General features: G+C 63.4%; 22 protein-coding genes, 1 other RNA gene and 1 pseudogene. 12 read left to right on the top strand and 12 right to left on the bottom strand.

From position 1 onward, the window contains the following. The first annotated feature begins 46 nt into the window (after window positions 1-46). From X750_RS157745 to X750_RS157755, 3 genes are all read left to right on the top strand, one after another. Complete coding sequence (locus X750_RS157745) at window positions 47-1,060, top strand: substrate-binding domain-containing protein (protein WP_023699592.1); 1,014 nt, start codon at window positions 47-49, stop codon at window positions 1,058-1,060. Between the two features lie 86 nt (window positions 1,061-1,146). Continuing rightward, window positions 1,147-1,944 (top strand): ATP-binding cassette domain-containing protein, encoded by a 798-nt coding sequence (locus X750_RS157750; protein ID WP_023668308.1) that lies wholly within the window; start codon window positions 1,147-1,149, stop codon window positions 1,942-1,944. Further along, on the top strand, window positions 1,941-2,981 hold the full coding sequence (locus tag X750_RS157755) for an ABC transporter permease (protein WP_023746907.1): 1,041 nt from the start codon (window positions 1,941-1,943) through the stop codon (window positions 2,979-2,981). Before X750_RS157750 ends, X750_RS157755 begins: the two co-directional genes overlap by 4 nt. Before the next feature lie 318 nt (window positions 2,982-3,299). On the opposite strand, the gene X750_RS157760 is transcribed toward X750_RS157755, so the two are convergent. Beyond that, a complete protein-coding gene (locus tag X750_RS157760) occupies window positions 3,300-6,014 on the bottom strand; it encodes a UvrD-helicase domain-containing protein (protein WP_023746906.1) in 2,715 nt (904 codons plus the stop codon). Window positions 6,015-6,298: 284 nt separating this feature from the next. On the opposite strand from X750_RS157760, the gene X750_RS157765 reads away from it, so the two are divergent. Then, window positions 6,299-8,611 carry a glucose/quinate/shikimate family membrane-bound PQQ-dependent dehydrogenase gene (locus X750_RS157765; RefSeq protein ID WP_023746905.1) on the top strand — a complete coding sequence of 771 codons (2,313 nt, stop codon included), beginning with the start codon at window positions 6,299-6,301 and terminating at the stop codon, window positions 8,609-8,611. Between the two features lie 219 nt (window positions 8,612-8,830). Here the strand turns inward: X750_RS157765 and X750_RS1000000166330 are convergent, their stop codons facing one another. Next, window positions 8,831-8,971 (bottom strand): hypothetical protein, encoded by a 141-nt coding sequence (locus X750_RS1000000166330; RefSeq protein ID WP_023713551.1) that lies wholly within the window; start codon window positions 8,969-8,971, stop codon window positions 8,831-8,833. Between the two features lie 273 nt (window positions 8,972-9,244). On the opposite strand from X750_RS1000000166330, the gene X750_RS157770 reads away from it, so the two are divergent. Then, window positions 9,245-10,141, top strand: coding sequence for a dienelactone hydrolase family protein (locus tag X750_RS157770; protein WP_023746903.1), 897 nt, complete (start codon window positions 9,245-9,247; stop codon window positions 10,139-10,141). Between the two features lie 3 nt (window positions 10,142-10,144). Here X750_RS157770 and X750_RS157775 read toward each other — a convergent pair whose 3' ends face one another. The 4 genes from X750_RS157775 to X750_RS157790 form a co-directional block, all read right to left on the bottom strand. Then, window positions 10,145-10,594: a response regulator gene (locus X750_RS157775; protein ID WP_023668313.1), complete on the bottom strand. Its 450-nt coding sequence runs from the start codon at window positions 10,592-10,594 to the stop codon at window positions 10,145-10,147. Then, window positions 10,591-11,739, bottom strand: a complete 1,149-nt coding sequence (locus tag X750_RS157780) for a histidine kinase dimerization/phosphoacceptor domain -containing protein (RefSeq protein ID WP_023667428.1) — start codon at window positions 11,737-11,739, stop codon at window positions 10,591-10,593. Before X750_RS157780 ends, X750_RS157775 begins: the two co-directional genes overlap by 4 nt. A gap of 259 nt (window positions 11,740-11,998) precedes the next feature. Further along, window positions 11,999-12,196, bottom strand: a complete 198-nt coding sequence (locus X750_RS157785; protein WP_013531006.1) for a hypothetical protein — start codon at window positions 12,194-12,196, stop codon at window positions 11,999-12,001. Between the two features lie 146 nt (window positions 12,197-12,342). Further along, window positions 12,343-12,828, bottom strand: a complete 486-nt coding sequence (locus tag X750_RS157790; protein ID WP_023688057.1) for a thioesterase family protein — start codon at window positions 12,826-12,828, stop codon at window positions 12,343-12,345. Window positions 12,829-12,930: 102 nt separating this feature from the next. Here X750_RS157790 and X750_RS157795 point away from each other — a divergent pair, with 102 nt between their 5' ends. The 3 genes from X750_RS157795 (at window position 12,931) to X750_RS157800 (ending at window position 18,932) form a co-directional block, all read left to right on the top strand. Beyond that, the gene (locus X750_RS157795; protein WP_023746902.1) at window positions 12,931-14,340 is read left to right on the top strand and encodes an FAD-linked oxidase C-terminal domain-containing protein; all 1,410 of its coding nucleotides are present in this window, start codon (window positions 12,931-12,933) and stop codon (window positions 14,338-14,340) included. A gap of 65 nt (window positions 14,341-14,405) precedes the next feature. After that, on the top strand, window positions 14,406-14,840 hold the full coding sequence (locus tag X750_RS23680; protein WP_156932367.1) for a hypothetical protein: 435 nt from the start codon (window positions 14,406-14,408) through the stop codon (window positions 14,838-14,840). Window positions 14,841-14,993: 153 nt separating this feature from the next. Further along, window positions 14,994-18,932 carry an AsmA-like C-terminal region-containing protein gene (locus X750_RS157800; RefSeq protein WP_023746899.1) on the top strand — a complete coding sequence of 1,313 codons (3,939 nt, stop codon included), beginning with the start codon at window positions 14,994-14,996 and terminating at the stop codon, window positions 18,930-18,932. Between the two features lie 7 nt (window positions 18,933-18,939). Here the strand turns inward: X750_RS157800 and X750_RS157805 are convergent, their stop codons facing one another. The 4 genes from X750_RS157805 to X750_RS157820 all read right to left on the bottom strand — a co-directional run bounded on the left by X750_RS157805 (window position 18,940) and on the right by X750_RS157820 (window position 20,747). Then, entirely contained in the window at window positions 18,940-19,161 is a 222-nt protein-coding gene (locus X750_RS157805; protein WP_023712463.1) for a ribbon-helix-helix domain-containing protein, read from the bottom strand. Between the two features lie 13 nt (window positions 19,162-19,174). Further along, on the bottom strand, window positions 19,175-19,369 hold the full coding sequence (locus tag X750_RS157810) for a DUF4169 family protein (protein WP_023667420.1): 195 nt from the start codon (window positions 19,367-19,369) through the stop codon (window positions 19,175-19,177). Window positions 19,370-19,387: 18 nt separating this feature from the next. After that, window positions 19,388-19,933: an SspB family protein gene (locus X750_RS157815; protein ID WP_023746898.1), complete on the bottom strand. Its 546-nt coding sequence runs from the start codon at window positions 19,931-19,933 to the stop codon at window positions 19,388-19,390. A 130-nt stretch (window positions 19,934-20,063) separates the two neighbouring features. Continuing rightward, complete coding sequence (locus X750_RS157820; RefSeq protein WP_023746897.1) at window positions 20,064-20,747, bottom strand: TetR/AcrR family transcriptional regulator; 684 nt, start codon at window positions 20,745-20,747, stop codon at window positions 20,064-20,066. Window positions 20,748-20,935: 188 nt separating this feature from the next. On the opposite strand from X750_RS157820, the gene X750_RS157825 reads away from it, so the two are divergent. Next, complete coding sequence (locus tag X750_RS157825) at window positions 20,936-22,141, top strand: multidrug effflux MFS transporter (RefSeq protein WP_023682099.1); 1,206 nt, start codon at window positions 20,936-20,938, stop codon at window positions 22,139-22,141. A 212-nt stretch (window positions 22,142-22,353) separates the two neighbouring features. On the opposite strand, the gene ssrA is transcribed toward X750_RS157825, so the two are convergent. Then, window positions 22,354-22,712, bottom strand: a transfer-messenger RNA (tmRNA) gene (gene ssrA, locus X750_RS1000000164180). A 168-nt stretch (window positions 22,713-22,880) separates the two neighbouring features. On the opposite strand from ssrA, the gene X750_RS157830 reads away from it, so the two are divergent. Together X750_RS157830 and X750_RS157835 are read left to right on the top strand one after the other, a co-directional pair. Next, window positions 22,881-23,192: a DUF2853 family protein gene (locus tag X750_RS157830; RefSeq protein ID WP_023746896.1), complete on the top strand. Its 312-nt coding sequence runs from the start codon at window positions 22,881-22,883 to the stop codon at window positions 23,190-23,192. A 341-nt stretch (window positions 23,193-23,533) separates the two neighbouring features. Next, on the top strand, window positions 23,534-24,328 hold the full coding sequence (locus X750_RS157835) for a thymidylate synthase (protein ID WP_023688064.1): 795 nt from the start codon (window positions 23,534-23,536) through the stop codon (window positions 24,326-24,328). Window positions 24,329-24,356: 28 nt separating this feature from the next. On the opposite strand, the pseudogene X750_RS0132345 reads toward X750_RS157835, so the two are convergent. Next, window positions 24,357-24,554, bottom strand: a pseudogene (locus X750_RS0132345) (TOBE domain-containing protein). Between the two features lie 159 nt (window positions 24,555-24,713). On the opposite strand from X750_RS0132345, the gene modA reads away from it, so the two are divergent. Further along, window positions 24,714-25,508 (top strand): molybdate ABC transporter substrate-binding protein, encoded by a 795-nt coding sequence (gene modA, locus X750_RS157840; protein WP_155927182.1) that lies wholly within the window; start codon window positions 24,714-24,716, stop codon window positions 25,506-25,508. The last annotated feature ends 12 nt before the right edge of the window (window positions 25,509-25,520 follow it).

The raw sequence follows: 25,520 nt of genomic DNA, 5'->3' as shown, positions 1-25,520 counted from the left end.
AACGACGAACCCCTCGGCTCACCGAGGACAAAAGGGAGGAACGTGCATGAGCATCGCAATGAGAACGACACTTCTGCGCTCGACCGTCGTGGCCGCCGCCACGGCGCTGTGCGCTGCCATCTCCACTCTGCCGGCGCAGGCGCTCGACGCCCAGTGGTGCAAGGATGTCCACATCCGCTTTTTCGTCGGCGGCGCCGAGGGCGACGCTTTCGGCACCATCGTCTACAATGGCGCCAAGCAGGCGGCGTCCGATCTCGGGCCGAAGGTCGACTACATCTTCTCGCAGTGGGACGTCGAGAAGATGGTGCAGCAATTGCGTGAGGCCGTCGCCGTGAAGCCAAACGGCATTGCCATGATGGGCCATCCGGGCGACGCCGCGATCATGCCGCTGGCCGAACAGGCGCATAAGGACGGCATCAAGATGATGTACCAGAACGTGCCGGTGCCGAAGGTGGTGGACGCGTTCGGCGGCGGCTATGTCGGCGCCCAGCAGGAGCAGCAGGGCCGCGCGCTCGGCACTGAGGCGTTCAAGCTCGGGAAGCTCAAGTCCGGCGACAAGGCAATCATGATCGGTCCGTTCGAGAACGAGGCCCGCGGCGCGCGCGAGCGCGGCACGGTGGCAGCACTCAAGGAAGCCGGCGTCGAGGTCATCCAGCTGTCGTCGCCCCCGAGCGGCGAATGGGCGTCCGACCCCAATCTGGCGATACCGGTGATCACCGCGGCCCTGCTCAACAATCCCGACGTCAAGGCGGTCGGCTATCCCGGCGGCCAGATGCTGGGCAACGTCGCCACCTACATGCAGGCGGCAGGACGCAAGCCCGGCGACATCTTCAACTTCGGCTTCGATACCAGCCCGCAGATCGTCGAGGCGTTCAAGGGCGGCTGGGTGCAGCTGACGGCTGATCAGCAGCCGTTTCTGCAAGGCTATCTGCCGATCCTCAGCCTTTGCCAGCAGGTGGTGCTGGGCCTGGCGCCGATGAATGTCGACACCGGGGCGGGCTTCGTCACGCCGCAGAATTACGAGATCGTCGCCGAGCTCGCCAAGCAGGCGCTGCGCTGACCTCCCAAACTGCCGGCTGGGCGCAAGCCCGGCCGGCAGGACCGCCGGCACCAGGCCGGGATGATACCACAGGAGCGAGGATCGCCATGGCCGAACGCATCATCGAACTGCGCGACATCAGCAAATCCTATGGCCAGGTCTATGCGCTGGGCGGGGTCAATCTCTCGGTCGACCGCGGCGAGGTGGTTGGCTTGATCGGTGACAATGGCGCCGGCAAGTCGACGCTGATCAAGATCCTGTCGGGCGTCGTCAAGCCGACCAGCGGCGAGATCCTGGTGCGCGGCAAGCCGGTGACCGGCTGGAGTGCGGCACGCTCGCGCGACGCCGGCATCGAGACGGTGTTCCAGGACCGGGCGCTGGCCGTGCAGCAGACCATCGTGCGCAACATCTTCATGGGCCGCGAACTCACCGGCTTCATGGGCTTTCTGAAGGTCAATAAAGAGATAGAGGAGGCGAGCCGGCTGATGCGCGAGATCGGCTTTACCTCGAAGGTGTTCACGCCGCATTCGATCGTCGGCCAGCTCTCCGGCGGCGAACGCCAGGGCGTGGCGATCGCGCGCGCCATCTACAAGCAGGCGGAGCTGATCATCCTCGACGAGCCGACGACGGCGCTGTCGCTGACCGAGACCGCCAAGGTCTTCCATTTCGTGCGCCAGGTGCGGGCGAGCGGGCGCTCGATCCTGTTCATCGGCCACAACATCCATCACGTCTTCGACATCGCCGACCGCTTCGTTGTGATTGACCGCGGCAAGGTGGCGCTGACCGCCGATCGCACCGAGGTCAAGTCGGCCGAAGAGCTGATCAACTTCATGGAAGACGTTGCGCATCCCGGCGGATTGCCGGGGCTGCACGAGGCCGGCGACGCGGAGAGGGCAGCACGATGAGCAAGACCATGGAACCCGATCTGCAGAGCCCTCTTGGCGGCAAGGCGGCCCGACCTGAGTGGAAGCATCCGTCCGACCATTGGCTGCGCGGTTTCGTCATCGACAACCGCGCAGCGCTCGGCACGCTCGCCGTGTTCATCATCATGATGGCGGCGTTCCTGATCGCCAACCCGACCGTGTTCACCACCTGGTATCTCTACAGATCCGTGCTGACCACGCTGCCCGTTGCGCTGTTCGTGGTGGTGCCGCTGGTCTTCGTCGTCACCTGTGGCGAGATCGACCTGTCGTTTCCCGCAACCATGGGCTTTGCCTCCTGGGTGTTCGCGCTGGTGGTGCAGGCCGGCTATGATCCGTTTCTCGGCATCGCTGCCGCACTCATCACCGGCACGCTGCTCGGCTTCCTCGTTGGGTCGCTCGTCGTTTATGGCGGGCTGTCGTCGCTGATCGCCACGCTCGGCATGAATTTCCTGCTGCGTGGGCTGATCCAGATCATCAACGAGGGCAGATCGACGGCATTGACCGGTCTCAGCGACAGCTGGGCGTACACCATCTTCTCCGGTCAGGTGTGGGGTTTTCCGGTACAGGTCTTCTGGGCACTCGCCTTCGTCATTTTGTCGGCAATGCTCTACAACCGGCACCGCTTCGGCGCGCAGGTGAGGGTGGTCGGCGACAACCCCGACAGCGCCCAGCAGATGGGCATCGACGTCAAGCGCGTGCGGGTGAAAGTGTTCATCTTCACCGGCATCGGCGCGGCGATCGCCGGCACGTTTTCGGTGATGATCAACTTCACCTGGTGGCCGACCGCGGGCGACGGCTATCTCTTGCCGGTGCTGGCTTCGGTGTTCGTGGGCGGCACGCCGACCTGGGGCGGCATCGGCACGGTTGCCGGCGGCGCCATCGGCGCGGTCACCGTGTCGTTCATCCAGACCGGCGTCGTGGCGGCGGGCTTGAGCGGCTTCTACGTCCAGTTCTTCAACGGCCTGATCATCATCCTGTCGCTGTTGGGGCACAAGTGGAACCAGGCGCGGTACAGGTGAGGGGCGGGCTAAATTGACGGGGACGCTCATGTTGCGGACCGCATGCCCCGACGACTGGGCAGACGCCCGTCGCTTCGTCATTCTAGGGCGGAGCAGGAGCGAAGCTCCGTCGCGTAGACCCTGGAATCCATTCCGCGACCTTGGAGTGCAGCTGCGCAGGATTCCGCACCGTGGCAACGCGTTGAAGACGCGGGATGGATCCTCGGGTCTACGCTGCGTCGCTACGCTCCTTGCTCCGCCCGTGGATGACGAGGCGGGGAGGGCTCCGCCAGACTACAACAATGTGGTCGCTTGTAGGACAATAGGACAAGCGGGCGCTCACACCGCCGCCACAAACCCGTCCAGCACGCGTTTCTGGCCGGCCTTGTCGAAGTCGATGGTCAGCTTGTTGCCTTCGATGTTGGAAATGTTGCCGTTGCCGAATTTCTGGTGGAAGACGCGGTCGCCGACACTAAAGGCTGACGGCGTGTCGGCGACGGATTTGGCGACCAGTTCGCCGTCGATGGTGCGGCCTTTGATCGAGGTTCGGCCGGCGCCGTAGCCGGAGTCGGTCTCGCCATAGCCGATGCGCTCGACCTGGTGGCCGGAGCGCGAACCCCAGTTGCGGTCGGTCGCCTCGGTGCGGTTGGCCTGGGCGCGCTGCCAGCCCGGCGTGGCATAGGTGTTGGAAAAGGCGCCGGATTTTTCCGCGCCGACATTGTCGAAGCGCGAGGCGCCGTAGGGGTTCTGCCGTCCTGCGCCCTGGCCGCCACGGCCCGACGCGAACGAACCGCCGCCATAGGAATTGCCGTAGCCGCCGTAGGAGTTGCCGCTTTCGGCGACCTCGACATGGGCTTCCGGCAGTTCGTCCAGAAAGCGCGACGGGATGGTCGACTGCCACAGGCCGTGGATGCGGCGGTTGGAGACGAACCACAAATGCAGGTTCTTCTTGGCCCGGGTCAGGCCGACATAGGCGAGACGGCGCTCTTCCTCCAGGCCGGAGCGACCGCCTTCGTCCAGCGCGCGCTGGTGCGGAAACAGGCCTTCCTCCCAGCCGGGCAGGAAAACCGTCTCGAATTCGAGGCCCTTGGCCGAATGCAGCGTCATGATGTTGACGGCGTCGAGCTCGGCGTTCTGCTCGGCGTCCATGACCAGCGCGACATGTTCGAGGAAGGAGCGCAATGACTCGTATTCCTCCATGGAGCGGATCAGCTCTTTCAGGTTTTCCAGCCGGCCCGGCGCCTCGACCGAGCGGTCGTTCTTCCACATGTCGGTGTAGCCGCTCTCCTCCAGAATGGTCTCGGCGAGTTCGGTGTGCGGCGTGGTTTCCAGCGCCTTCTGCCAGCGCTCGAAATTGGCCGCCACTTCGCGCAAGGCCGCGCGGGGCTTGGGCTTCAGCTCGTCGCTTTCCGCAAGCTTGGCGGCTGCCTCCAGCATCGGGATGCGCAAGCTCCGCGCCGTGTCGTGGATCTGGCGGATGGTGGCTTCACCCAGGCCGCGCTTGGGGACATTGACGATGCGCTCGAAGGCGAGGTCGTCGGCGCCCTGCGCGACGACGCGGAAGAAGGCCAGCGCATCGCGGATTTCCATGCGCTCATAAAAACGCGGGCCGCCGATGACGCGGTAATTGAGGCCGAGCGTGACGAAGCGGTCTTCGAATTCGCGCATCTGGAAGGAGGCGCGGACCAGGATGGCCATGTCGTTGAGATTGTGCTTGGCACGCTGGTAGGTCTCGATGGTTTCGCCGACGGCGCGCGCTTCCTCCTCGGAATCCCAAGCGGCGTGGACATGCACCTTCTCGTCGTCCTCGGCGACCTTCTCGGTGAACAGCGTCTTGCCGAAGCGACCCTCATTGTGGGCGATGAGGTGCGAGGCGGTGCCGAGGATGTGCGCCGTCGAGCGGTAGTTGCGTTCCAGCCGGATGATGGTGGCGCCCGGGAAATCCTTGTCGAAGCGCAGGATGTTGTCGACCTCGGCGCCACGCCAGCCATAGATGGACTGGTCGTCGTCGCCGACGCAGCAAATGTTTACGGTGGCGCGGGTTTCGGCCGAAGAGCGCCCAATCTCCCCCCTTGTGGGGGAGATGTCGGCGGAGCCGACAGAGGGGGGCGCTGTCCCGCCGGCATTTGCATTTTGATTATCGGAGACGCCGCGATCTTTCGCGCCCCCCTCTGTCCTGCCGGACATCTCCCCCACATGGGGGGAGATCGGCTTGCCTTCAGGCCTTTGCGCCAGCAGCCGCAGCCACATGTATTGCGCGGTGTTGGTGTCCTGGTACTCGTCGACGAGGATGTATTTGAAGCGCTTGTGGTAGTCCTTCAGCACGTCCGGATTGGCGCGGAAGATGCGGATCGGGTGGCAGAGCAGATCGCCGAAGTCGCAGGCGTTCAGCGTCTTCAGCCGCTCCTGATAGGCCTTGTAGAGTTCCCGGCCCTTGCCGTTGGCGAAGCTGCGCGCGTCGCCCTCGGCAATGTCGGCGGGGCCTTGGCCCTTGTTCTTCCAGCCGTCGATCATCTGCGCGAACTGCTTGGCCGGCCAGCGCTTGTCGTCGAGGCCTTCGGCCTGGATCAGCTGCTTGATCAGCCGTACGACATCGTCGGTGTCGAGGATGGTGAAATCGGATTTGAGCCCGGCCAGCTCAGCGTGGCGGCGCAAGAGCTTGACGCCGATGGAGTGGAAGGTGCCGAGCCACGGCATGCCCTCGACGGCTTCGCCGACGAGATGGCCGATGCGCTGCTTCATCTCGCGCGCGGCCTTGTTGGTGAAGGTCACCGCCAGGATCTGCGAGGGGAAAGCCCTGCCGGTGGCCAGGATATGGGCGATGCGGGTGGTCAGCACGCGTGTCTTGCCGGTGCCGGCGCCGGCCAGCACCAGGACCGGGCCTTCGGTGGTTTCCACCGCCAGCCGCTGCTCGGGGTTGAGGCCGTTGAGATAATCGGGCGCGCTGTTGGGGCCGCTGCGGGCCGCCATGGCGCGCGCGGCTATGCCCGACGGGGCCGCGGGCCGCGCATTGGGTTCGTCAAAAAAGGGCATGTCTTCCGCAAAGCCGGACATCTCCCCCGAATGTAGTGATTCGGGAGCGAAAGACCAGAAGTGTCTACGTTTTGTTCTGGTTTGGAAGTGAGATTCTGGGGCGCAGTGCGAATTTCATCGTCCCGACGTCCGACAATGTCGTGGAGGTGCTGCAGCGTGGGAGCGGAATGAAGTCGAGCGTTTGCTCTCGCCTTATGCTGGCAGGGCCAGCTTGACACACGCGGCCTGGGGGAGAAAGCTGGCGACAGGGCAGGGGCGGCTGCCCGTGAGGCGCTGCAAAGCGCATCAGTCGAAGGAGTATCGTCTTGGCTGTCGTCATCACCTCCCTCATCCTGTTCCTCATCGGCCTGGCACTTGGCGGCGGCGGCGTCTGGCTCGCGATGCTGGGCGGCAGCTGGTACTATGTCATCACCGGTCTCGCCTTCCTGATCGCCGCATGGCTGCTCTTCCGGCGCAAATCGACGGCGCTCTGGCTCTACGCGGCGATCGTGCTCGGCACTCTGGCCTGGGCGGTGTGGGAAATCGGCTTCGACTGGTGGGAACTCGGACCGCGCGGCGGCATCATCGTGCTTCTGGCGCTCTGGCTGCTGACACCTTGGGCAAGGCGGGGCCTGACCGGCCCCGACGCGCGAGCGCCGCTCATTCTGGCCGTGCTGGCTTCGCTCGCCGTCGCCGGTTATTCGATGACGGCTGATCCCAAGGACATCGCCGGCGACCTCAGCGCCGACAAGGTGACGCCGACTGCCGATCTCGGCGGCAATGTGCCTCCCGGTGAATGGCACTTCTACGGCCGCACGCAATTTGGCCAGCGCTATTCGCCGCTCGACCAGATCACGCCCGACAATGTCGCCAAATTGCAGCCGGCCTGGACCTACCAGACCGGCGACGTGAAAGGGCCGGACGATGTCGGCGAAACCACCTACCAGGTGACGCCGCTGAAGGTGGGCGATGCGCTCTATATCTGCACGCCGCACAATTTCGCCATCGCCATCGATGCCGCCACCGGCAAGGAGAAATGGCGTTTCGATCCCAAGATCAAGCTCGACAAGGACCGCCAGCACCAGACCTGCCGCGGCGTGTCCTACTATGCCGATGCCAAGATCGCCGCCGGCCAGCCTTGCGCGACTCGCGTCTACCTGCCGACATCGGATGCGCGGCTGATCGCGCTCGACGCCGCCAACGGCCAGGTCTGCCCGTCCTTCGCCGAAGCCGGCACGCTCAATTTGTTGACCAACATGCCGTATCCGAAGTCGGGCTATTATTACTCGACCTCGGCGCCGCTGATTGCGGGCGGCAAGATCATCATCGGCGGCGCGGTCAACGACAATTATTCGACGCAAGAGCCGTCCGGCGTCATCCGGGCCTTCGACGTCGACACCGGCGCCCTGGTGTGGAACTGGGATTCCGGCAATCCGGACCAGACAACGCCGCTGGCGGCAGGCCAGACCTACACCCACAACTCGCCCAACATGTGGTCGACGGCAAGCGCCGACGAGAAGCTCGGCCTGCTCTATGTGCCGCTCGGCAACCAGACGCCGGACCAGCTCGGGATGGGCCGCAGCGCCAATGTCGAGAAGTTTTCCTCCTCGATCACCGCGCTCGATCTGGCCACCGGACAAGTGCGCTGGGTGCGGCAGACCGTGCATCACGACCTCTGGGACATGGATGTGCCGGCACAGCCGACCCTGGTCGACATCACCACCGCTGCCGGCGTCGTTCCGGGCCTGGTTGGACCGACCAAGCAGGGCGACCTCTACGTGCTCGACCGGCGCAGCGGCGAGCCGATCATCCCGATCAAGGAAGTGCCGGCGCCGGGCGGCGCTGTCGAGGGCGATCACACGTCGCCGACGCAGCCGGTCTCGGATCTCTCCTTCAATCCGAGGCCGCTGACCGGCGCCGACATGTGGGGCATCACCATGTTCGACCAGCTGGCCTGCCGGATCGAATTCCAGGGTCTGCGCTACGAGGGCCGCTATACCCCGCCATCGGTGCAGGGCTCGCTGGTCTATCCCGGTAATTTCGGCACCTTCAACTGGGGCGGCGTCGCCGTCGATCCGGTGCGGCAGGTGATGTTCGGCATGCCGACCTATCTGGCGTTCAAATCGCAGCTCATTCCGCGCGACCAGGTGCCGCCCCCGGATGAGGGGCGCGGCAGCGAGCAGGGGCTGAACCGCAATGAGGGCGCACCCTATGCGGTGGTGATGGGGCCGTTCCTGTCGCCGCTCGGCGTGCCCTGCCAGGCGCCGCCATGGGGCTATGTGGCGGGAGCGGACCTTAGAACCGGCAAGATCGCCTACAAGCACCGCAACGGCACCGTCTATGACATGACGCCGTTGCCCTTGCCGCTGAAGGTCGGTGTTCCCGGCATTGGCGGGCCGATGATCACCGCCGGCGGCGTCGTCTTCCTGGGCGCGGCGGTCGACGACTATCTGCGCGCCTATGACCTGACATCGGGCAAGCAGCTCTGGCAGGCCAGGCTGCCGGCCGGTGGGCAGTCGACGCCGATGACCTACACCGTCGCCGACGGCCGCCAGTTCGTGGTCATCGTCGCCGGCGGCCACGGCTCGGTCGGCACCAAGCCGGGCGACTATGTGATGGCCTATACGCTGCCGAAGTAGCAGCGATGCGACTTAGGTAGGTGATCGGCCCGGCAGATATTCTGGCAATGTCGCGCCGCCCCTCATCTGCCTGCCGGCATCTATACGGGGAGAAGTGCCCGGCAGGGCGATGAGGGGCAGCAGCAGCCTTGGTCAGCTTGCGTAAGAGATGGCCTTTGAGGCTGGGCACGGAGCCCAGTACTTCATTGGTTAGCTGCGGCCCTGTTTCGGCCTGCTGGATCAGCGTGGTGCCGGCCGACGCCGGTCGACGCGGACCTTCACCATCCGAGCGGCGGCTGCGGCAGCAGCGGAGCGCATTGCCAGCAAGGCAGCAACAGCAAGCACGAGCGCGCTTGCAAGGATCGGAGTGGACAAGGTCATGGCGTTGTTCCTTCTCGTCGGGCTCGCCGCTACGGGCGAGACCATCATCAGCTTCCTTCCATATTGTGGCGGCACCATCGACATTCTCTGAAATGACCAAAATGTGATGCGCGCGTTCGGCGGGGCGGCCGCATCGTTCGATGGCGCAAGCGTCACCCATCCGAGACTGGACCGTGCGAGCTTGCACCCTATCTTGATCCGCGAGTCATCCCGGAGTGACCGCGAGGTCTTCCCGGAGTGACCGTGAGATCATCTCCTAACGAGGAGCACGCCATGACGAAACCCACCGCCGAAGCCGTCAAACCTGCCATCACCCAGGCGATGATCGATGCCTATGACGAATACACGCATCTGACGCTCGACCGCCGCCGCTTCATGGAGCAACTGACCAGGCTTGCCGGATCGGGCGCGGCGGCGGCCGCGATCGCGCCGCTGCTTGCGGCGAATTCGGCGCAGGCGGCAATCGTCGCCGACAACGATCCGCGCGTGAAGGCTGAAGATATCACCTATTCCGGCAGCAGCGGTGAGATGAAGGGCTATCTGGTCAGGCCGGCGGACCAGTCCGGCAAGCTCGGCACCGTCATCGTGGTGCATGAGAACAGGGGGCTCAACCCGCATATCAAGGATGTGGCGCGGCGCGTTGCGCTGGAAGGGTTCGTGGCGCTGGCGCCGGATTTCCTGTCGCCGCTCGGCGGCACGCCCGCTGACGAAGACAAGGCGCGCGACATGTTCACCAAGCTCGACGCCAGCCGGGTCACCGCCGATGGCCTGGCGACCATCGCCTATCTCAAGGGCGAGAAGGGCGGCAACGGCAAGGTCGGTGCTGTCGGCTTCTGCTGGGGCGGCGGCACGGTCAACAATCTGGCGGTCAACGCGCCCGATCTCGCCGCAGGCGTCGCCTATTACGGCATGCAGCCGAAGGCCGAGGATGTGGCGAAGATCAAGGCAGCGCTGTTGCTGCACTATGCCGGCCTAGACGAGCGCATCGACGCCGGCATCGATGCCTACAAGAAGGCGCTCGACGCCGCCCATGTCGAATACACGCTCTATGTCTATGACGGCGTCAACCATGCCTTCAACAACGACACCTCGGCCGCGCGCTACGACAAGAAGGCAGCCGATCTCGCCTGGGGCAGGACGATCGCTTTCCTCAAGGAGAAGCTGGCGTAGGCTTCAGGCCGCCGACGACGCCCATACGCTCTCATAGGCCGGCGACAGCGTAAAACCGGCCGGCAGCACCGAGACCGGGGGCGGGCGCCGCACGCCTTCCTGCAGATAGCGCAACGCCGAAACCAGTCCGTTCATCGTGTAGGGCTTGGCGATGACGCCGATCGCGCCGGCGAAATGGTCGGGGATGCGTTTTGGATTGGCGGTCATGAACACCACCATGGAACGGTTGCCCTCGCGGATATGCTCGGCAACCTCGACCCCGGTTGGTCCGTCGGCGAGGTGGATATCGACAAAGGCAATATCGGCGTCGGCGGTATCAATCATACCTCTTGCTTCGGCCAAGGATGTCGCCCAACCCACAACGCTGTGGCCGGCTTCCTCGACGAGGCTTTCCAGTTCCATCGCCAGCAACGCCTCGTCCTCGACGATCAGGACCTTGAGCGGTTCGTTCATGACAGCTTCCCTTTCTGCTGCGGTTCGTTCGGCATCGAGATGACGACCTTTGTGCCCGGGCCGGCGTCGCGCCATTCGATGTCGGCATGCAACTGACGGGCAAGCGACTTGATCAACCGCATGCCGAAGGAAGCATCGCCGCTGGCCTCGGCCATGCCGACGCCGTCATCGGAAACCTCGATGTTGAAGTGGCCGTCGGGCTGGCTCATCTTGATGCCGATGCGCCCCGCGGTGGTGCCGTCCGGCTTTGCCTTGAAGGCGTGCTTCAGCGCGTTGGTGACAAGCTCATTGACCATCAAGGCAACAGGCGTGGCTTTTTCGGCCGGAATGACGATGGGTTCGAGGTCCAGCGTCGGCTTGATCTCGGCGCGTCCGGATGCGGTCAGCAGGTCGGTGACCAGATCCCTGGCGAAATCCGAGACATCGAAGCGGCTGACATCCTTTGACTGGTAGAGACGGCGATGCACCGTGCTCAGCGCCTCGATGCGCTCCAGCATGGTGGTCAGGGATCGCTTCGTCGCTTCATCCTTGATTGCCCGGCTTTGCATGATGATCAGCGAGGAGATCATCTGCAGGTTGTTTTTCACCCGATGGTCGACCTCGTGCAGCAGCGTGGTCTGCGCCTCAAGGGCGGCCTCAAGCTCGCGCGTGCGTTCCTTGACAGCCTTTTCAAAGCGGTTCTTGTCGGCGGTGATGCGATCCTCGGAGCGCTTGCGATCGGAGACATCGAGCTGTGAGGCAAAGAAGAACAGGAGTTCGCCTTTGTCGTTGGAAACCGGGCTGATGTAGAGCGCATTCCAGAATGTCGAGCCGTCCTTGCGGTAATTCAACAGATCGATGGCGATATCCGTTCCGGCTGCTATCGCGTCGCGCACGCTAGCCACAGCTGCCTTGTCTGTCTCTGGCCCCTGCAGGAAGCGGCAGTTCTTGCCCATGACCTCGTCGCGCTCGTAGCCGGTCAGGCGCAGGAACGCGTCATTGGCAAAGACGATCGGATTGTCCGCCTGACGGGGATCGGTGATGACCATCGACATGCGGGTGGCGCGGATGGCGGCCGCGAACGGATCGCCCTTGCCGTGCTCGGCATGCAGATTGTCCGTCATGTGCCATGCGTCGGCCGGTTCCCTGGTCCTTTTCCAGTCCATGCTTTCACTCCAAGCCGTTTTTCAGGGGTCACAACGGCTTAGACGTGGAATTGGTTCAATCTTGATCTTCTTGTCGCAGGCAGCCGTTTGCGAAACCGAATCGCCGGTTGCGCAAACTGTCGAAATGAACGGTTTTTGAAGGTTGTCGGATGCAGCCGATTCGCTGAAAGCGGGGCTGGCGCAGACCTTTGGAAATAATCAGATCGCACTTGTCCGTGGCGGCGCTCGCCGGTGTCGGCTTCTCAGAGCAGGGGAAACGTCAGGCGTGGCCACGCTTCATGCGCGCCTGCTTCAGGATGGCGCGCCAGCGGATCATGTCGAAGGGGATAGGCTCGTTGTTGTTGGCGATGTGGAAGATCTCGTTGTTGACGTTCTTCAACGAGCGCCAGAAATCATAGTCGGTGATGCGCGGATCGGCAGCCAGCCTGTCCACCTCGACCTTGATGTCGGTTTTCATGCACGTTCCTCGAACCGCCTGTTGCCCGCCGCCCGCGTCGCAACTCGCATGGCACCGTTCTCAAACGGTCAGCTGAGTCGTTCAATGGCCCAAATGGCTTGTTCACGTTAAAACCTTGGTAAGGTTAACGCGGGCGCGGCAGCGCTTCAAGCGGTCCTGCGGCGAATACCGATCGAACGGCCGGCGCGCTCGGGCATCGGCAGTGCAGAATGGGCGGCGCGCATGGCTTTCACCTTGGCCTGCACATCGGCGGGGAAGGGCGCGACTTTCGGCCCGGACATGTCGACATGCAGCGACAGGGTTTCGGAAGTGGCGGCGAGCCAGCCATCGACATGGCGGATTTCCTGGTAGGCCCGCAGCCGCTTGTCGTCGTGATCGATCAGCTGGAAGGATACGACGACCTTGTGTTCGAGGTGCAGTTCCTGGACATAGCAAACATGGACTTCGGCCGTGTAGATGGTCAGGCGCCGCTCTTCGACATAGTCCAGCCCCATGCCCATCGCCTCGAACGCCTCATCCGAGCAGCGGTCGAACAACACGTTGTAATAGGCCATGTTGAGATGGCCGTTGTAGTCGATCCAGTCCTTCTCGATGTCCATCGGTTTGGAAACGAAGGGGGCAGGGATGGGCATGGAAACTTCCTTGTTCTGGTGCTGGACAGAGCGCGGCAGTCGAGACTACGCATCCATAATCGCATAACAAGCGTGGACGCTGGTCCATTCGCGGAGGAATTCATGGCTCTGAGCGACCTCAATCCGGTCGAACGCAACGAGGAAGGCATCGCCGCCGTGCTCGGCATTCTCAAGCAGCAGCTCGGCGAACGCTTCCAGACAGGCGCGGCGATCCGCTCGCAGCATGCGCATACCACCACCTATATTCCGACGCAGGCGCCTGACGGTGTCGCGTTCCCGGAGACGACAGAAGAGGTGCAGGAGATCGTACGTGCCTGCGCCGCGCACCGCGTGCCGGTCATCGCCTTCGGCGTCGGTTCCTCGCTGGAGGGCCACACCAACGCGCCGGGTGGCGGCATCTCGGTCGACACCTCGCGCATGAACCGCATCCTGTCGGTCAACCCCGAGGATCTCGACTGCACGGTCGAGCCTGGCGTAACGCGCGAGGATTTGAATCGGCACCTGCGCGATACCGGCCTGTTCTTCCCCATCGATCCCGGCGCCAATGCTTCGCTCGGCGGCATGGCGGCAACGCGGGCCTCCGGCACCAATGCGGTGCGCTACGGCACGATGCGTGAAAACGTGCTGTCGCTGACGGCCGTCATGGCCGATGGCGAGACGGTGACGACCGGCAAGCGGGCGAAAAAGAGTTCGGCCGGCTACGATCTGACGCGGCTTCTGGTCGGCTCGGAAGGCACGCTCGGCATCATCACCTCGCTGACCTTGAAGCTGCAAGGCATTCCGCAGGCGATCTCCGGCGGCGTCTGCCCGTTTCCAACCCTCGAGGCGGCCTGCAACGCGGTCATCGCGACCATCCAGATGGGCATTCCGGTGGCGCGCATCGAACTGGTGAATGGACTGCAGATGCGGGCGATGAAGAATTACTCGAAGCTCGATTACCCCGAGAGCCCGTGCCTGTTCGTCGAGTTCCACGGCAGCGATGCCGGTGTCGCCGAACAGGCCGAAACCTTCGGTGCCATTGCTGAAGACAATGGCGGCGGGCCATTCCTGTGGACGAGCGTCGCCGAGGAGCGCACGAAACTCTGGAAGGCCAGGCACGATGCTTATTGGGCGTCGCTGACGCTGCGGCCGGGCACCAAGGGCCTGTCGACCGATGTCTGCGTGCCGATCTCGCGGCTGGCCGAATGCGTTGCCGAAACCGAGGCCGACATTGCCGAGATGGGCCTGGTTGCGCCGATCGTCGGCCATGCCGGCGACGGCAATTTCCATGTGCTGGTGCTGATGGATGTCAACGACCCCAAAGAGATCGCGCTGGCGGAGAAATTCGTCTCGCGGCTGAACATGCGGGCGATCGCCATGGACGGCACCTGCACCGGCGAACACGGCATCGGCCAGGGCAAGATCGGCTTCCTGCGCCATGAGCTCGGCCATGGTGTCGACATCATGCGCTCCATAAAAAAAGCGCTCGACCCGCAAGACATCATGAACCCAGGCAAGATATTACCTGCATAGCCGAAATGTGAGGAGCGGCAATGGATACCCTGATTATAAGGGCATCGCTTGGCAAGACACTGTTATTGCTGTCGGCCAGCCTCTTCTTTGTCCTGGCCTGCGCTTTCCTGATTTATGTCTCCGAGGACGGCGACACCGCCGGCCTTTGGTGGTGCGTGGCCTTTTTCGGGCTGGTCGCGTTGGTGTTTGCCTGGCAGCTTGTGCGGCCGCAGATTCTGGTGCTGAACGGACAAGGTTTCAGTCTCGGCGGAGGCCTTGTTCGATCGCCCAAGCTGGTCCCCTGGAAGGATATCGAAAGCTTCTTCGTCGTCCATCGCCGGCGCAGAATCGGCAATATGATCGGGTACAATTTCGCACCGGGGGTCAAGAAAAGCTCCGTCATGGGCAGCGTGACCAAAAGCCTCGGCGCCGAAGCCGCATTACCGCAGGGCTGGACATTGTCGCCCGAGGAGATGGTAGTGCTGCTGAACGAATATCGCCGACGGGCGGTGGCGGGTTAGTCTGTTGCATGTCGGCCGGCACGCAGTCACAGGCGTCCGAAATCTCTGCTCGTCCAGATACAGAGATCAAGCAACTCTGGATGAATTGCCTCTTTATCGACACGCTGATGCGGTTAGAGTGCGGCTGACTTTCAATCAACCCGTTCGGAGCTGATGCTCGCACGCCTGTTCGTGATCTTCGGTGGCTTGTTTGTGCTGGTGCTGGTTGCGGCGCTGGTGGTGCCGTATTTTGTCGACTGGACCGGGTACCGCGCCCAATTCGAGCGCGAGGCGAGCGCCATTCTCGGCCGCAAGGTGACGGTGCAAGGCGACGCCACGGCGCGGCTGTTGCCGTTCCCCTCGGTGACCTTCTCAAACGTCACGGTCGCCGGCGGCCCCGGCGGCCAGCCGGCAATGACCGTCGAGACCTTTTCGATGGACGCGGAACTGGCGCCGTTCCTGCGCGGCGAAGTGCTGATTTTCGATATGCGGCTGGTGCATCCGAAGGCGACGATCGACATCGCCGATAACGGCACGGTCGACTGGGCGATACGGCCGTCCTCGCCCTTCGATCTCAACCAGATCTCGATCGAGAAGCTGACGGTGACGGAGGGAGAAATTGCGCTCCGCCATGCCGCAGGCGGGCGCAGCCATCTGATTTCCGAGATCAATTCGACCATCTCTGCCAAGTCGCTGGCCGGGCCGTGGCGCATGGACGGAACGTTGCTGCTCGATGGCCTGCGTTCGACGGTTGCGGCTTCGACCGGCAAGGCCGAAGGCAGCGGCCAGATGCGGCTGAGGCTCAAGGTCGATCCCGATGCCTATCCACTGGTCATCGAAACCGACGGCAATGCCGGCATCGTCAATGGGGCTGCCGTCTATTCCGGCCAGTTCAAGATTTCCGGCAGCGACAAAAACAGCGCCGAACTGCGCGGCAGCGATGGCGAGAGCGTCAAAATCAGCGCCGGCAAACCCGATCCGGGCTTCCGGCTGAACGGCAAGTTCTCGCTCGACCACCAGAAGCTTGGCGTCGACGAATTCCGCTTCGAGACCGGGCCGCTCGACAATCCCTACACGGCCGACGGCAAGGCTTCGGTCGATCTCGGCCTTAGGCCGAACTTCGCCATCGAGGCCAATGGCGCGCAGGTGCAACTGGATGAAGCGGTGGGCGCTGAGAAGGGCGCCGGCCTGACGCTGGACCAGCGCATTGCCGGAATCGAGCAGGCGCTGCTCGAACTGCCGAAGCCGAGCATCCCCGGCACTGTCGAGGTCAAGCTGCCGGCGGTGGTAGCTGGCGACACCACGGTGCGCGACGTGCATCTCTCGGCCGAGCCGGTCGAGGGCGGCTGGTCGGTGAAATCGCTGGCCGCGACCTTGCCCGGGCGCACGACGCTGGAAGCCAGCGGCATGCTCAGCGTCGAAGATCATTTCGGTTTCAGCGGCTCCATGCTGCTGGCGGTGGCGCAGCCTTCCGGCTTTGCTGCCTGGTTGTCCAAAGATGTCGACGAGGCGATCCGCCGGCTGCCGGCCGCCGGCTTCAAGGCCAAGGTGGAGCTGTCGGAGAAGCGCCAGGCGTTCAGCGATCTCGAACTGATCCTCGGCAAGTCGAAGTTCACCGGCCGCATCGATTCCAGCCAGCCCGACGACGCCAAGTCCTCGGTGCTGATGCGGCTCGAGGGCGGCGAACTCGATGTCGACGGGCTGACGGCCTTCGCCTCGATCTTCGTCAGCGACAAGGGCGCCAACCGCTTTTCCGACCGTGACCTCGATTTTCAGATCAAGGCAGGGCCGGTCAATGCCGGCGGGCTCACCGCCGACACGGTCGATACCGCGCTCCGGCTCCGCGACGGGCTGCTCGAAATCGACCGGCTGTCGATTGGCGGCCTTGCCGGCGCCTCGATCAGCGCCACCGGCCGGATCAAGGATTTTCCGGCAAGCCCGACCGGCAAGCTCGATGCCTCGGTGGTCGCCGTCGATCTGAAGCCGCTGATCGACATTGCCGCGCAACACTATCCCGACAATCTGATGCTGAAGGGACTGGCTGGCCGCACGGCCGCCTATCCTGAACTGTTCCAGGACGCGCGCGTCGATCTGGTGGCGAGCGCCGCCGACAATGGCGACGGCACGACCGGGCTGGCGGTGAGCGGACAAGGCAAGGCCGGCGGTTCGGCCTTTTCGGCGTCGCTGTCGGGCAAGGGTGCCGTCGGCCAGTTGCTCGACGCGCCGGTGACGCTGACCTTCAACGCCAAAAATCCCGACGCCACCGTGCTGCTGGCGCTCTACGGCCTGCCGGCGCTGCCGCTCGGCATGCTCGGCCAGGCAAGCACCGATATTTCGGCCAAAGGCACGCTCGGCGGCGGCCTGGCGACGAGCTTCAATTTCGCCGCCGATGACTTCAAGGCGACGTTCGACGGCACCGTCGCTCAGACGCCGCAAGGCGCCACCGCCAAGGGCAAGATCGGCCTCGACGCTTCCGACATCGAGCCCTGGCTGATGACGACCGGCGCCGGCCTGCCGGGTATGGGAACGGGCACCTCGACCTCGCTCAGCGCGGATGCCGATTTCGGCAACGGCCTGCTGGTGTTGAGCGGCCTCAGCGGATCCATCAACGAGTCGGAGATTTCGGGCGACGTCAACATCGATGCGAAGCAGGGGCTGCCGCATTTTGCCGGTGCGCTGGCGCTCGACGAACTGGACCTCGACCCGATTGCGGTTGCGCTGTTCGGTGACCAGTCGTTCCTCAGCAGCAACGCGAACTGGCCGACGGCGCCATTCAGCCAGAAATCCAGCCTGCCGTTCAGCGCCGATCTCGACCTGGCGACGGCGACGCTTGCCGCCGGACCGCTGGCGACAGCCTATGACGCGTCGCTGTCGTTGAAACTGGACCAGGAAGGCATCCGCGTTTCGGACCTGAAGGCAAAACTGCTCGGCGGCGCGCTCACCGGATTGTTCGAGTTGAAGAACACGGACGGCACGGGGCTGTTCTCCGGCCAGATGAGGCTTGCCGGCGCCGACCTGGCGACTGTGCTGCCGGCTGCCGGCTTGAGTGGCAGCGGCGACTTCTCGACAGGGCTGTCGACCAGCGGCAAATCGGTCGACGCGATGATTGCCGCACTCTCCGGCTCGGGCACGGCGGCGCTGAAAGGCCTCACCATTGCCGGCGTCAATCCCGATGCCTTCGGCGCGTTGATTGCCAAGGCCGATGCGATCGGGCGCGACATCGACGTGGCCAAGACTGCGGGCTTTGCACCTGAGATCGCTGGCGACGGCAGCTTTGCTGCCGGCGATGCCGACATCGCCTTCACGGTCGCCGGCGGCACGTTGCGGGCACCACCGATCAAATTCGAAAACCAGGCGGCGACGCTGTCTGCCGACATCACGGCCGACCTCAACACCGGCACCGTCGCCACCAAGGGCGCGGTCACCTACAAGCCTGGCGACGAGGCGCTGGTCGGCTCCGATCCGACGGTCAATTTCAGCGTCGATGGGCCGTTCGGGGCGCTGAAAAAGCAGTTCGACAGCGAGCCGCTGGCGCAATTTTTGACCCAGCGCGCGCTGGAAAAGGAGCAGCAGCGGGTCGAGGCGATGCAGGCCGCACTGCTCGAGAAGCAGCGGCTGCGGCGCGAGGTGCGCTATTACGCCGCCTTGCAGACCGAGCGCGACAACGCCGCCGAGGAATTGCGCAAGCAGGAGGAAGCGGCACGGCTCAAAGCCGAGGCCGACGCCAAGGCGAAAGTGCAGGCAGATGCGAAGGCACAGGCCGAAGCGGATGCCAAGGCCAAGGCGGATGCCAAAGCAAAGGCCGATGCCGATGCGAAAGCGCAGGCAGAGGCTGACGCCAAGGCCAAGGCGGATGCGGACGCGAAAGCGCAGGCCGAAGAGCAGGCTGCCGAAGACGCCGCCAAGGCCGAGGACGAACGGAAGAAGGCCGAACAGGCTCGGATCGCTTCGCAGGAAAAAGCCAGGCTGGAGGCCGAGCGCAAGGCTCAGGAGCAGGCGCCGAAGGTCGACCGCTCACTTCCCGGCGTCAGTGACGGTTCGGCCCCGGCGCCGCCGAAGCCCAGGACAAATCCGTTCTCGGTCGACAATTTGCTGAAGTCGCTGGGCAATTAAGAACCATTCAGACGGCGTCGCGCTTGGCCCAGTCCAGCACGTGGAGCCTGAGCGCCGAGGACAGATTGGCATCGCGCGGTCTTGTCTCGTCGATCTCCGCGACCAGGGCAGCAAGGGTCAGCTTGCGCGCGGCGGCGATGGCGACGAGATCGTCATAAAAGGGTTTTTCGAGGGAATAGCTGGTGCGATGGCCGCGGATGGTCACGGAGCGTTTTTCGACCGGGCTCACCGCAGGCGGTCCATCAATCGCCCTGGTCTTCCGGGCGTTCGCGGCGGTGGCCGGCGACGAATTTTTCGGCCTTGTCCGATGTCAGACGGTCACGAGTTCTTTCGGCTTTGGAACGGCCGTGCAGAGCGCGGTTCTCGCCGGCGAGCTTTTCCTTTTCGGTGCGCGCCTTCTGCTTGCGGACCTGGCGAAGGTTGACGATTTCGCCCATGTCGCGCCGACCGTCCCGCTACTTCTTGCGGAAGGCGTCGAGCGACACGACGTCGGCGCCCTTGCCGGCGGCGGCATCGGCCACGGCGGGCTTTTTCTCCGCCTCAGTGGCAGCTGCCTTCTTCTCGGCCTTCGGCTTTTTCTCGGAGACGATAGTCAAAGGCTCGGCAGCCGGCTGGGCGGCTGCATCGTCTTCCGCCGGGACGTCGGTCTTGACGTCGAATTCGAGTTCGAAATTGACCGATGGGTCGTAGAAGCCGCGTACGGCCGAGAACGGAATTTCCAGCTTCTCCGGCACGTCGGAGAAGGACAGCCCGACCTCGAAGCCGGTATCGGTCACCTTGAGGTCCCAATACTGGAACTGGATGACGATGGTCATCTGTTCGGGATAGCGCTCGCGCAGCCTGGAGGACACCCGCACGCCCGGCGCGCCGGTCAGGAATGTGATGAAGAAATGATGATTGCCGGGAAGGCCGGTGCGCGCGACTTCGGCCAGGACCTTGCGCATGACGCCGCGCAATGCCTCCTGGGCCAGAATGTCGTAGCGGATGTGGTCGTCGGCCATGTGCTGGTCGGGTTCCGTTGAATCGTCCGCATAGCTGTAATCAAGCTTGAGCGCGGCGTAAACCGGATATAGATCGCTGATGCGCCGAAGCGAAGCCCGTAACGGACGATTTGATCGCCTGCTTTGGCGTTCAGGCGCTGGCCAGCTGTTTTTCCACCGCTGCCGCTGATCTGCGCTTGCCGAAGGCGCGCAGGAATGTGCGCACGCCGTGGGTCGCGGATTGCAGCACTTCATCTTCCGACGGCATGCCGCCGAGCATGAAGGTGGTCTGCAGTTCGGCATTTGCCAAGGCCAGGAACTGGCGCGCGGCGACATCGGGATCGTCGACCGCGAGATGGCCGGCATGGGCGAGGCGGGCAAAACGGGCGGCAAGTGCGGGCCAGGTCCGGCCCGGCCCCTGGTCGCGCCATTCTGCGAAGAGCTCGGGATAGCGCTCGCCTTCGGTCTGGATCAGCTTGCGCAGGAAGCGTCCGTCGCGGTTGCAGATGCAGTTCTGATTCAGGCGCACGGCAAAGCCGATCAGGTCGGCTTCCAGATCCTTCGGCTGGTCTGGGAAAGAGGCGAAGGTGGCGAAGATGCCGGCATTGCAGCGCTCCGTCAGATCCCGCACCACAGCCATGAAGAGCCTTTCCTTGTCGCGGTGGTGATTGTAGATGGTCTGGCGCGACACGCCCGCCTCCACCGCGATCAGGTCGATATTGGCGCCGGCAAAGCCTTCCCGGCAGAAGACCGAAGCCGCCGCATCGATAATCGACATACGCTTGGCCTCGTGGCCGCGTGGCGGGAAAATGTCAGGAGAAACGGCAAGCTTCATAGAAATCTATATAGAGGTGATTGACGAATTAGACAAGGCTGTCTAAATTTGTGGACACAATAAATGGTGAATTCGCTCCGTAGAGACGAATAATCTCGCTCTGAGCCGTCGGATTTCAACGGGATGGAACGTCCTAGGGTTAGTCGTCGCGTTGGCGGCGCCAACCAGACTTGAAAGAAGCCTTTATCATGAGTCCCAAATTCCTCCGCATCGCGGTCGTGCTCGGCCTGTTGTCCGCTATCGGCCCCTTCGCCATCGACATGTATCTGCCGGCGTTGCCTTCGATCGGCGAAGATCTGCATGCCGGCACCGCCGCCGTTCAGATGAGCCTTTTGATCTTCTTCCTGTCGATGGGCTTCGGCCAGATCGTCGTCGGACCGATCTCCGACATGGTCGGCCGCAAGCTGCCGCTTTACGGCGGCCTTGCGCTGTTCATGGTCGGCGGTATCGGTTCGGCCATGAGCCCGACCATCGAATGGCTGATCGCCTTCCGCTTCCTGCAGGGACTGGGCGCCAGCGCCGGCATGGCGGTGCCGCGCGCCATCGTGCGCGACCTGCACACCGGCACCGAAGCCGCCAAGCTGATGTCGCTGCTGATGCTGGTGTTTTCGGTGTCGCCGATCCTGGCGCCGCTGACCGGCAGCCAGATCATCGAGAATTTCGGCTGGCGCGCCGTGTTCTGGACGGTGACGGGCGCGGCCCTGCTGGCCACCATTCTGCTGGCGACCTCGCTGAAGGAGACGCGGCCGGCGGAAGAACGCGTCGGTTCCTCCTTCGGAACCGCACTCGCCGGCTATCGCTTCCTCATGGGTGATCGCAATTTCCTCGGCCTGGTGGCGATCGCCGGCTTCGGCATCGCCAGCTTCTTCGTCTACCTCTCGAGTTCGTCCTTCATCCTGATCGACCATTACGGGCTGTCGCCTTCCGTCTACAGCGTGTTCTTCTCGATCAATGCGGTGGCCTTCATCGGCATGTCGCAACTGACGGGGATGCTGTCGGAGCGCTTCGGGCTGAAGCGCGTCGTCTGGGTGGCGGTAACCGGCTATGCCACGACGATGGTTGTGCTGTTCGCAGTCATGGCGACCGGCGTCGACCGGCTCGATGTTATGGCGGCACTGCTGTTCGTCGGCTACGGCTTCCTCGGCCTGGTCATCCCGACGACGTCGGTGCTGGCCATGGAAGAGCATGGCGAGATCGCCGGCACGGCCTCGGCGCTGATGGGCACCCTGCACTTCGCCATCGGTGCGCTGGCGATGGGCGTCGCCGGCATCTTCTTCGACGGCACCCCGCTGCCCATGGTGGCCGGCATCACGCTCTGCGCGGTGATCTCGTTCACGCTGGCCAAACTGACGCTTGGCCGCTCGCGCGAAGCCGTTGAAGCGCCGGCCGAGTAAGCTGACCGCAATCGACCGGAAAGGCCGGGTCATCCCGGCCTTTTTCACGTCTGGGGTAATCCGGCCCCGGCCAGAACCACGGCCTTCGACCGACGCCAGCGGCAAATTGCACCAGCTCATGGCTCAATTTGGTGTAGGCTTCGCGGCCCATCGTCATGCGAAATCCGGCCAGCGGCAGCCGGCATTGAGCGTACGATATCGAGGAGGGGAGAAGTGGAGGTTTCTGTTGCCAGGTACCTCCGAACCCCGCCTAGAAGTGCGAACCTCTAGGGCTTGATTTGAAGCTATCGCACCGCTTACGCGGCGAGACGTGCTTCCGCATAGTTGTCATTTGCAACTACAGGTTTAGCCCGATGACGGTGGTACCATGCCGGGCAAAAGTACGATCTTTACACCTTCGTCGATCCTATTTCGCCCCCAGCAACAGCCGCTCTGATCACAGAACGGTTCTTGGTGGAGGCGCCGGGTACCGCCCCCGGGTCCGAACGGCTTATTACATCGCCCATTTATCGCCATAGTCGGTCAAGCCGACAAAACGAATATAGGGGGCGGGCGCACAAAATGAAAGGCCGCAATGACACTTCTTGGCCGCACCAAACTGCGGCGCCGAGGGTTGACTCGCGGGCGGTCTCAACCGAAGCTTTGCGATGGTGAGGAGTATCGACCGAGCGCACAAGTTGCGGCAGCGCGCCACAGCCCTCATCGATCGGATCCCGTGGCGCCGACATGGGGAAATTTGATGGCCGATTATCTCGCAGACGTGAAGAAATACGACGCCGCCGCAAATGCCGATGTGGTTGCCAAGATTGTGAAACATCTGGGCATCGCGCTGCGCAACCGCGATTCCTCGCTGGTATCCTGCACCGACCCCAAGGAATTGGAGCGCGTCAAGACCAACTGGGTTGCCAAGAAACTTGGCGTGACCGACGGGGCGAAAGCCCACTCAGCGATCGAGAAGACCTGCAAGGCGTTGGCCGCCGACAGCTCCAAGAGCCGCGTGACTTTCTACTATCTGGTCGCCAAGGATCTGGGCAAGCTCGGCTCTTTGTAGAGATTATTGCCGATAGGCAGAGCGCGCGTTTGATTTTGCTCCTCACCGGAGGTCAGCACCGCCCCTCATTGCCCTGCCGGGCATTTCTCCCCGTATAGTGACGGGGAGAAAGGGCTGACCGCAGCCTTGGCTCTCTCTCTCGAACGCTTGTGATTGGCGAAACCGCTGATCACAGCGCCCCTCTCCCCGTCCCTATACGGGGAGAGGATGCCGGCAGGCAGGTGAGGGGCAACGCTAACCCTTGAAGAGTGATGGGGCAAGCCGCGTTCTGGTCCTTTTGCTGTGTTCGGCCGGCGGCCAGTCGGTTATGATGGCGGTAACCCCGAATCGAGGCGAAGCCGATGCGCCAGTATCTCGACCTTTTGCAGCATGTGCTGGACAATGGCGCCGACCGTGGCGACCGCACGGGCACCGGCACGCGTGGGGTGTTCGGGTACCAGATGCGCTTCGACCTGTCGCGCGGCTTTCCCGTCACCACCACCAAGAAGCTGCATCTGAAGTCGATCATCCATGAACTCCTGTGGTTCCTGGCCGGCGACACCAACATCAAATACCTTAGAGATCATGGCGTTTCGATCTGGGACGAATGGGCCGACGAGAATGGCGATCTCGGCCCGGTCTATGGCAAGCAGTGGCGCTCCTGGCCGGATGGCCATGGCGGGTCGATCGACCAGATTGCCAATGTTCTGAAGGAGATACGCAGGAATCCGAATTCACGCCGGCTGATCGTTTCGGCGTGGAACCCGGCCGAAGTGGAGGCGATGGCGCTGCCGCCCTGCCACTGCCTGTTCCAGTTCTACGTCTCGGACGGCAAGCTGTCCTGCCAGCTCTACCAGCGCTCGGCCGACATTTTTCTCGGCGTACCCTTCAACATCGCTTCCTACGCGCTGCTGACCCTGATGGTGGCGCAGGTGACCGGGCTGAAGCCCGGCGAGTTCGTCCATACGCTGGGCGATGCGCATCTCTATTCCAACCATTTCGAGCAGGCGCGCGAGCAATTGCGGCGCACACCCAAGGCGCTGCCGACGCTGTGGATCAATCCGGAGGTGAAGGACCTGTTCGCCTTCCGCTTCGAGGATTTCCGGCTGGAAAACTATTTTGCCGACGCTTCGATCAAGGCGCCGATCGCGGTCTGATCCGTCCACCGTCAATCAATTCCGACCCTCAATCGATGTCGACCATGACGTCGGTTGCCTTGATCATGGTATAGGCTGCTTGCCTTTTTCGAGCTTGAGATCGGCAACGGCCTCGTTGGTGATCGAAGCGTGACGACGGAGCCGGCGACATCACCGCGGACAGGCGAGGTGCTTTGACGATCTCGACGATCGTTCCCTTGAGGATGTTGCGGGCGCTGATCTTCATCGGAGTTCCTTTCCGGGTTTCGGTGCACGTCCAAACCAGAACAATCGATGCCGAACATACGCTTTCGCAGGAGGCGGCCTTCCCTTGTTATATTCATCCAGATATATCGGTCGGCAGGAGTCGAGCCAGCAGATTTCAAGCCCAGGGAGAGTTTTCATGTTGGGGCACAAAGGTTTTGGTATGAGGGCAATCGCGATTGGCGGCTTTGCCGTAGCTCTGATGGCCGTGATGCCGGCGGCTCACGCGGGAGACAAGGTGATCGTGTTTGCCGCAGCCAGCCTCAAGGACGGGCTCGACGCCGTCACCAAGGCCTGCGAAGCCGATGTCGGTGAAGCGGCGACCGTCTCCTACGCCGCGAGCTCGGCGCTGGCCAAGCAGATCGAAAGCGGGGCGCCCGCCGATGTGTTCATTTCGGCCGATCTCGACTGGATGAAGTACCTCTCCGACAAGAGACTGACCAAGCCGGAAACCGAGGTGAAACTGCTCGGCAACCAGATCGTGCTGGTGGCGCCACAGGATTCCAAGGTTGAGACCAGGATCGAGAAAGGCTTCGACCTGGCCAAGCTGGTTGGCGACGGCAGGCTTGCCATGGGCGACGTCAAGGCGGTGCCGGCCGGCAAATACGGCAAGGCGGCACTTGAATCGCTCGGCGTCTGGTCGTCGGTCGAAGGCAAGGTGGCGCAGGCCGAGAATGTGCGCGCCGCGCTCAAGCTGGTTTCAACGGGCGAGGCCGCGCTCGGCATCGTCTATGCCACCGACGCGCATGCCGACAAGGGAGTCAAGGTGGTCGGCACCTTCCCGGAGGATTCGCACCCGCCGATCATCTATCCGGTTGCCGAGACCACCGATTCGAAGGACAAGGATACGCCGGCCTTCCTGAAGTGCCTGCAGTCCGCCAAGGCGGCGGAACTGTTTAGGGATCAGGGTTTCACCGTGCTCACGCCGAGCAATTAAGGTAGCGGCTGA

This window comes from Mesorhizobium sp. LNJC391B00 (assembly GCF_000502535.1).
In the GTDB taxonomy this organism is placed as follows: domain Bacteria; phylum Pseudomonadota; class Alphaproteobacteria; order Rhizobiales; family Rhizobiaceae; genus Mesorhizobium.
The sequence above is the reverse complement of the archived record's forward strand: the minus strand, read 5'-3'. Positions and strand labels throughout refer to the sequence as shown.

Excerpts from the sequence above, each read along its gene's own strand:
- X750_RS157745 (WP_023699592.1), top strand. The coding sequence starts at position 47 with ATGAGCATCGCAATGAGAACGACACTTCTGCGCTCGACCGTCGTGGCC.
- X750_RS157760 (WP_023746906.1), bottom strand. The coding sequence starts at position 6,014 with ATGTCCGGCTTTGCGGAAGACATGCCCTTTTTTGACGAACCCAATGCG.
- X750_RS157795 (WP_023746902.1), top strand. The coding sequence starts at position 12,931 with ATGGCTCTGAGCGACCTCAATCCGGTCGAACGCAACGAGGAAGGCATC.
- X750_RS157755 (WP_023746907.1), top strand. The coding sequence starts at position 1,941 with ATGAGCAAGACCATGGAACCCGATCTGCAGAGCCCTCTTGGCGGCAAG.
- X750_RS157780 (WP_023667428.1), bottom strand. The coding sequence starts at position 11,739 with ATGGACTGGAAAAGGACCAGGGAACCGGCCGACGCATGGCACATGACG.
- X750_RS157750 (WP_023668308.1), top strand. The coding sequence starts at position 1,147 with ATGGCCGAACGCATCATCGAACTGCGCGACATCAGCAAATCCTATGGC.
- X750_RS157835 (WP_023688064.1), top strand. The coding sequence starts at position 23,534 with ATGCGCCAGTATCTCGACCTTTTGCAGCATGTGCTGGACAATGGCGCC.
- X750_RS157830 (WP_023746896.1), top strand. The coding sequence starts at position 22,881 with ATGGCCGATTATCTCGCAGACGTGAAGAAATACGACGCCGCCGCAAAT.
- X750_RS157775 (WP_023668313.1), bottom strand. The coding sequence starts at position 10,594 with ATGAACGAACCGCTCAAGGTCCTGATCGTCGAGGACGAGGCGTTGCTG.
- X750_RS157770 (WP_023746903.1), top strand. The coding sequence starts at position 9,245 with ATGACGAAACCCACCGCCGAAGCCGTCAAACCTGCCATCACCCAGGCG.
- X750_RS1000000166330 (WP_023713551.1), bottom strand. The coding sequence starts at position 8,971 with ATGACCTTGTCCACTCCGATCCTTGCAAGCGCGCTCGTGCTTGCTGTT.
- X750_RS157785 (WP_013531006.1), bottom strand. The coding sequence starts at position 12,196 with ATGAAAACCGACATCAAGGTCGAGGTGGACAGGCTGGCTGCCGATCCG.
- X750_RS157810 (WP_023667420.1), bottom strand. The coding sequence starts at position 19,369 with ATGGGCGAAATCGTCAACCTTCGCCAGGTCCGCAAGCAGAAGGCGCGC.
- X750_RS157825 (WP_023682099.1), top strand. The coding sequence starts at position 20,936 with ATGAGTCCCAAATTCCTCCGCATCGCGGTCGTGCTCGGCCTGTTGTCC.
- X750_RS157790 (WP_023688057.1), bottom strand. The coding sequence starts at position 12,828 with ATGCCCATCCCTGCCCCCTTCGTTTCCAAACCGATGGACATCGAGAAG.
- X750_RS157800 (WP_023746899.1), top strand. The coding sequence starts at position 14,994 with ATGCTCGCACGCCTGTTCGTGATCTTCGGTGGCTTGTTTGTGCTGGTG.
- X750_RS157815 (WP_023746898.1), bottom strand. The coding sequence starts at position 19,933 with ATGGCCGACGACCACATCCGCTACGACATTCTGGCCCAGGAGGCATTG.
- X750_RS157820 (WP_023746897.1), bottom strand. The coding sequence starts at position 20,747 with ATGAAGCTTGCCGTTTCTCCTGACATTTTCCCGCCACGCGGCCACGAG.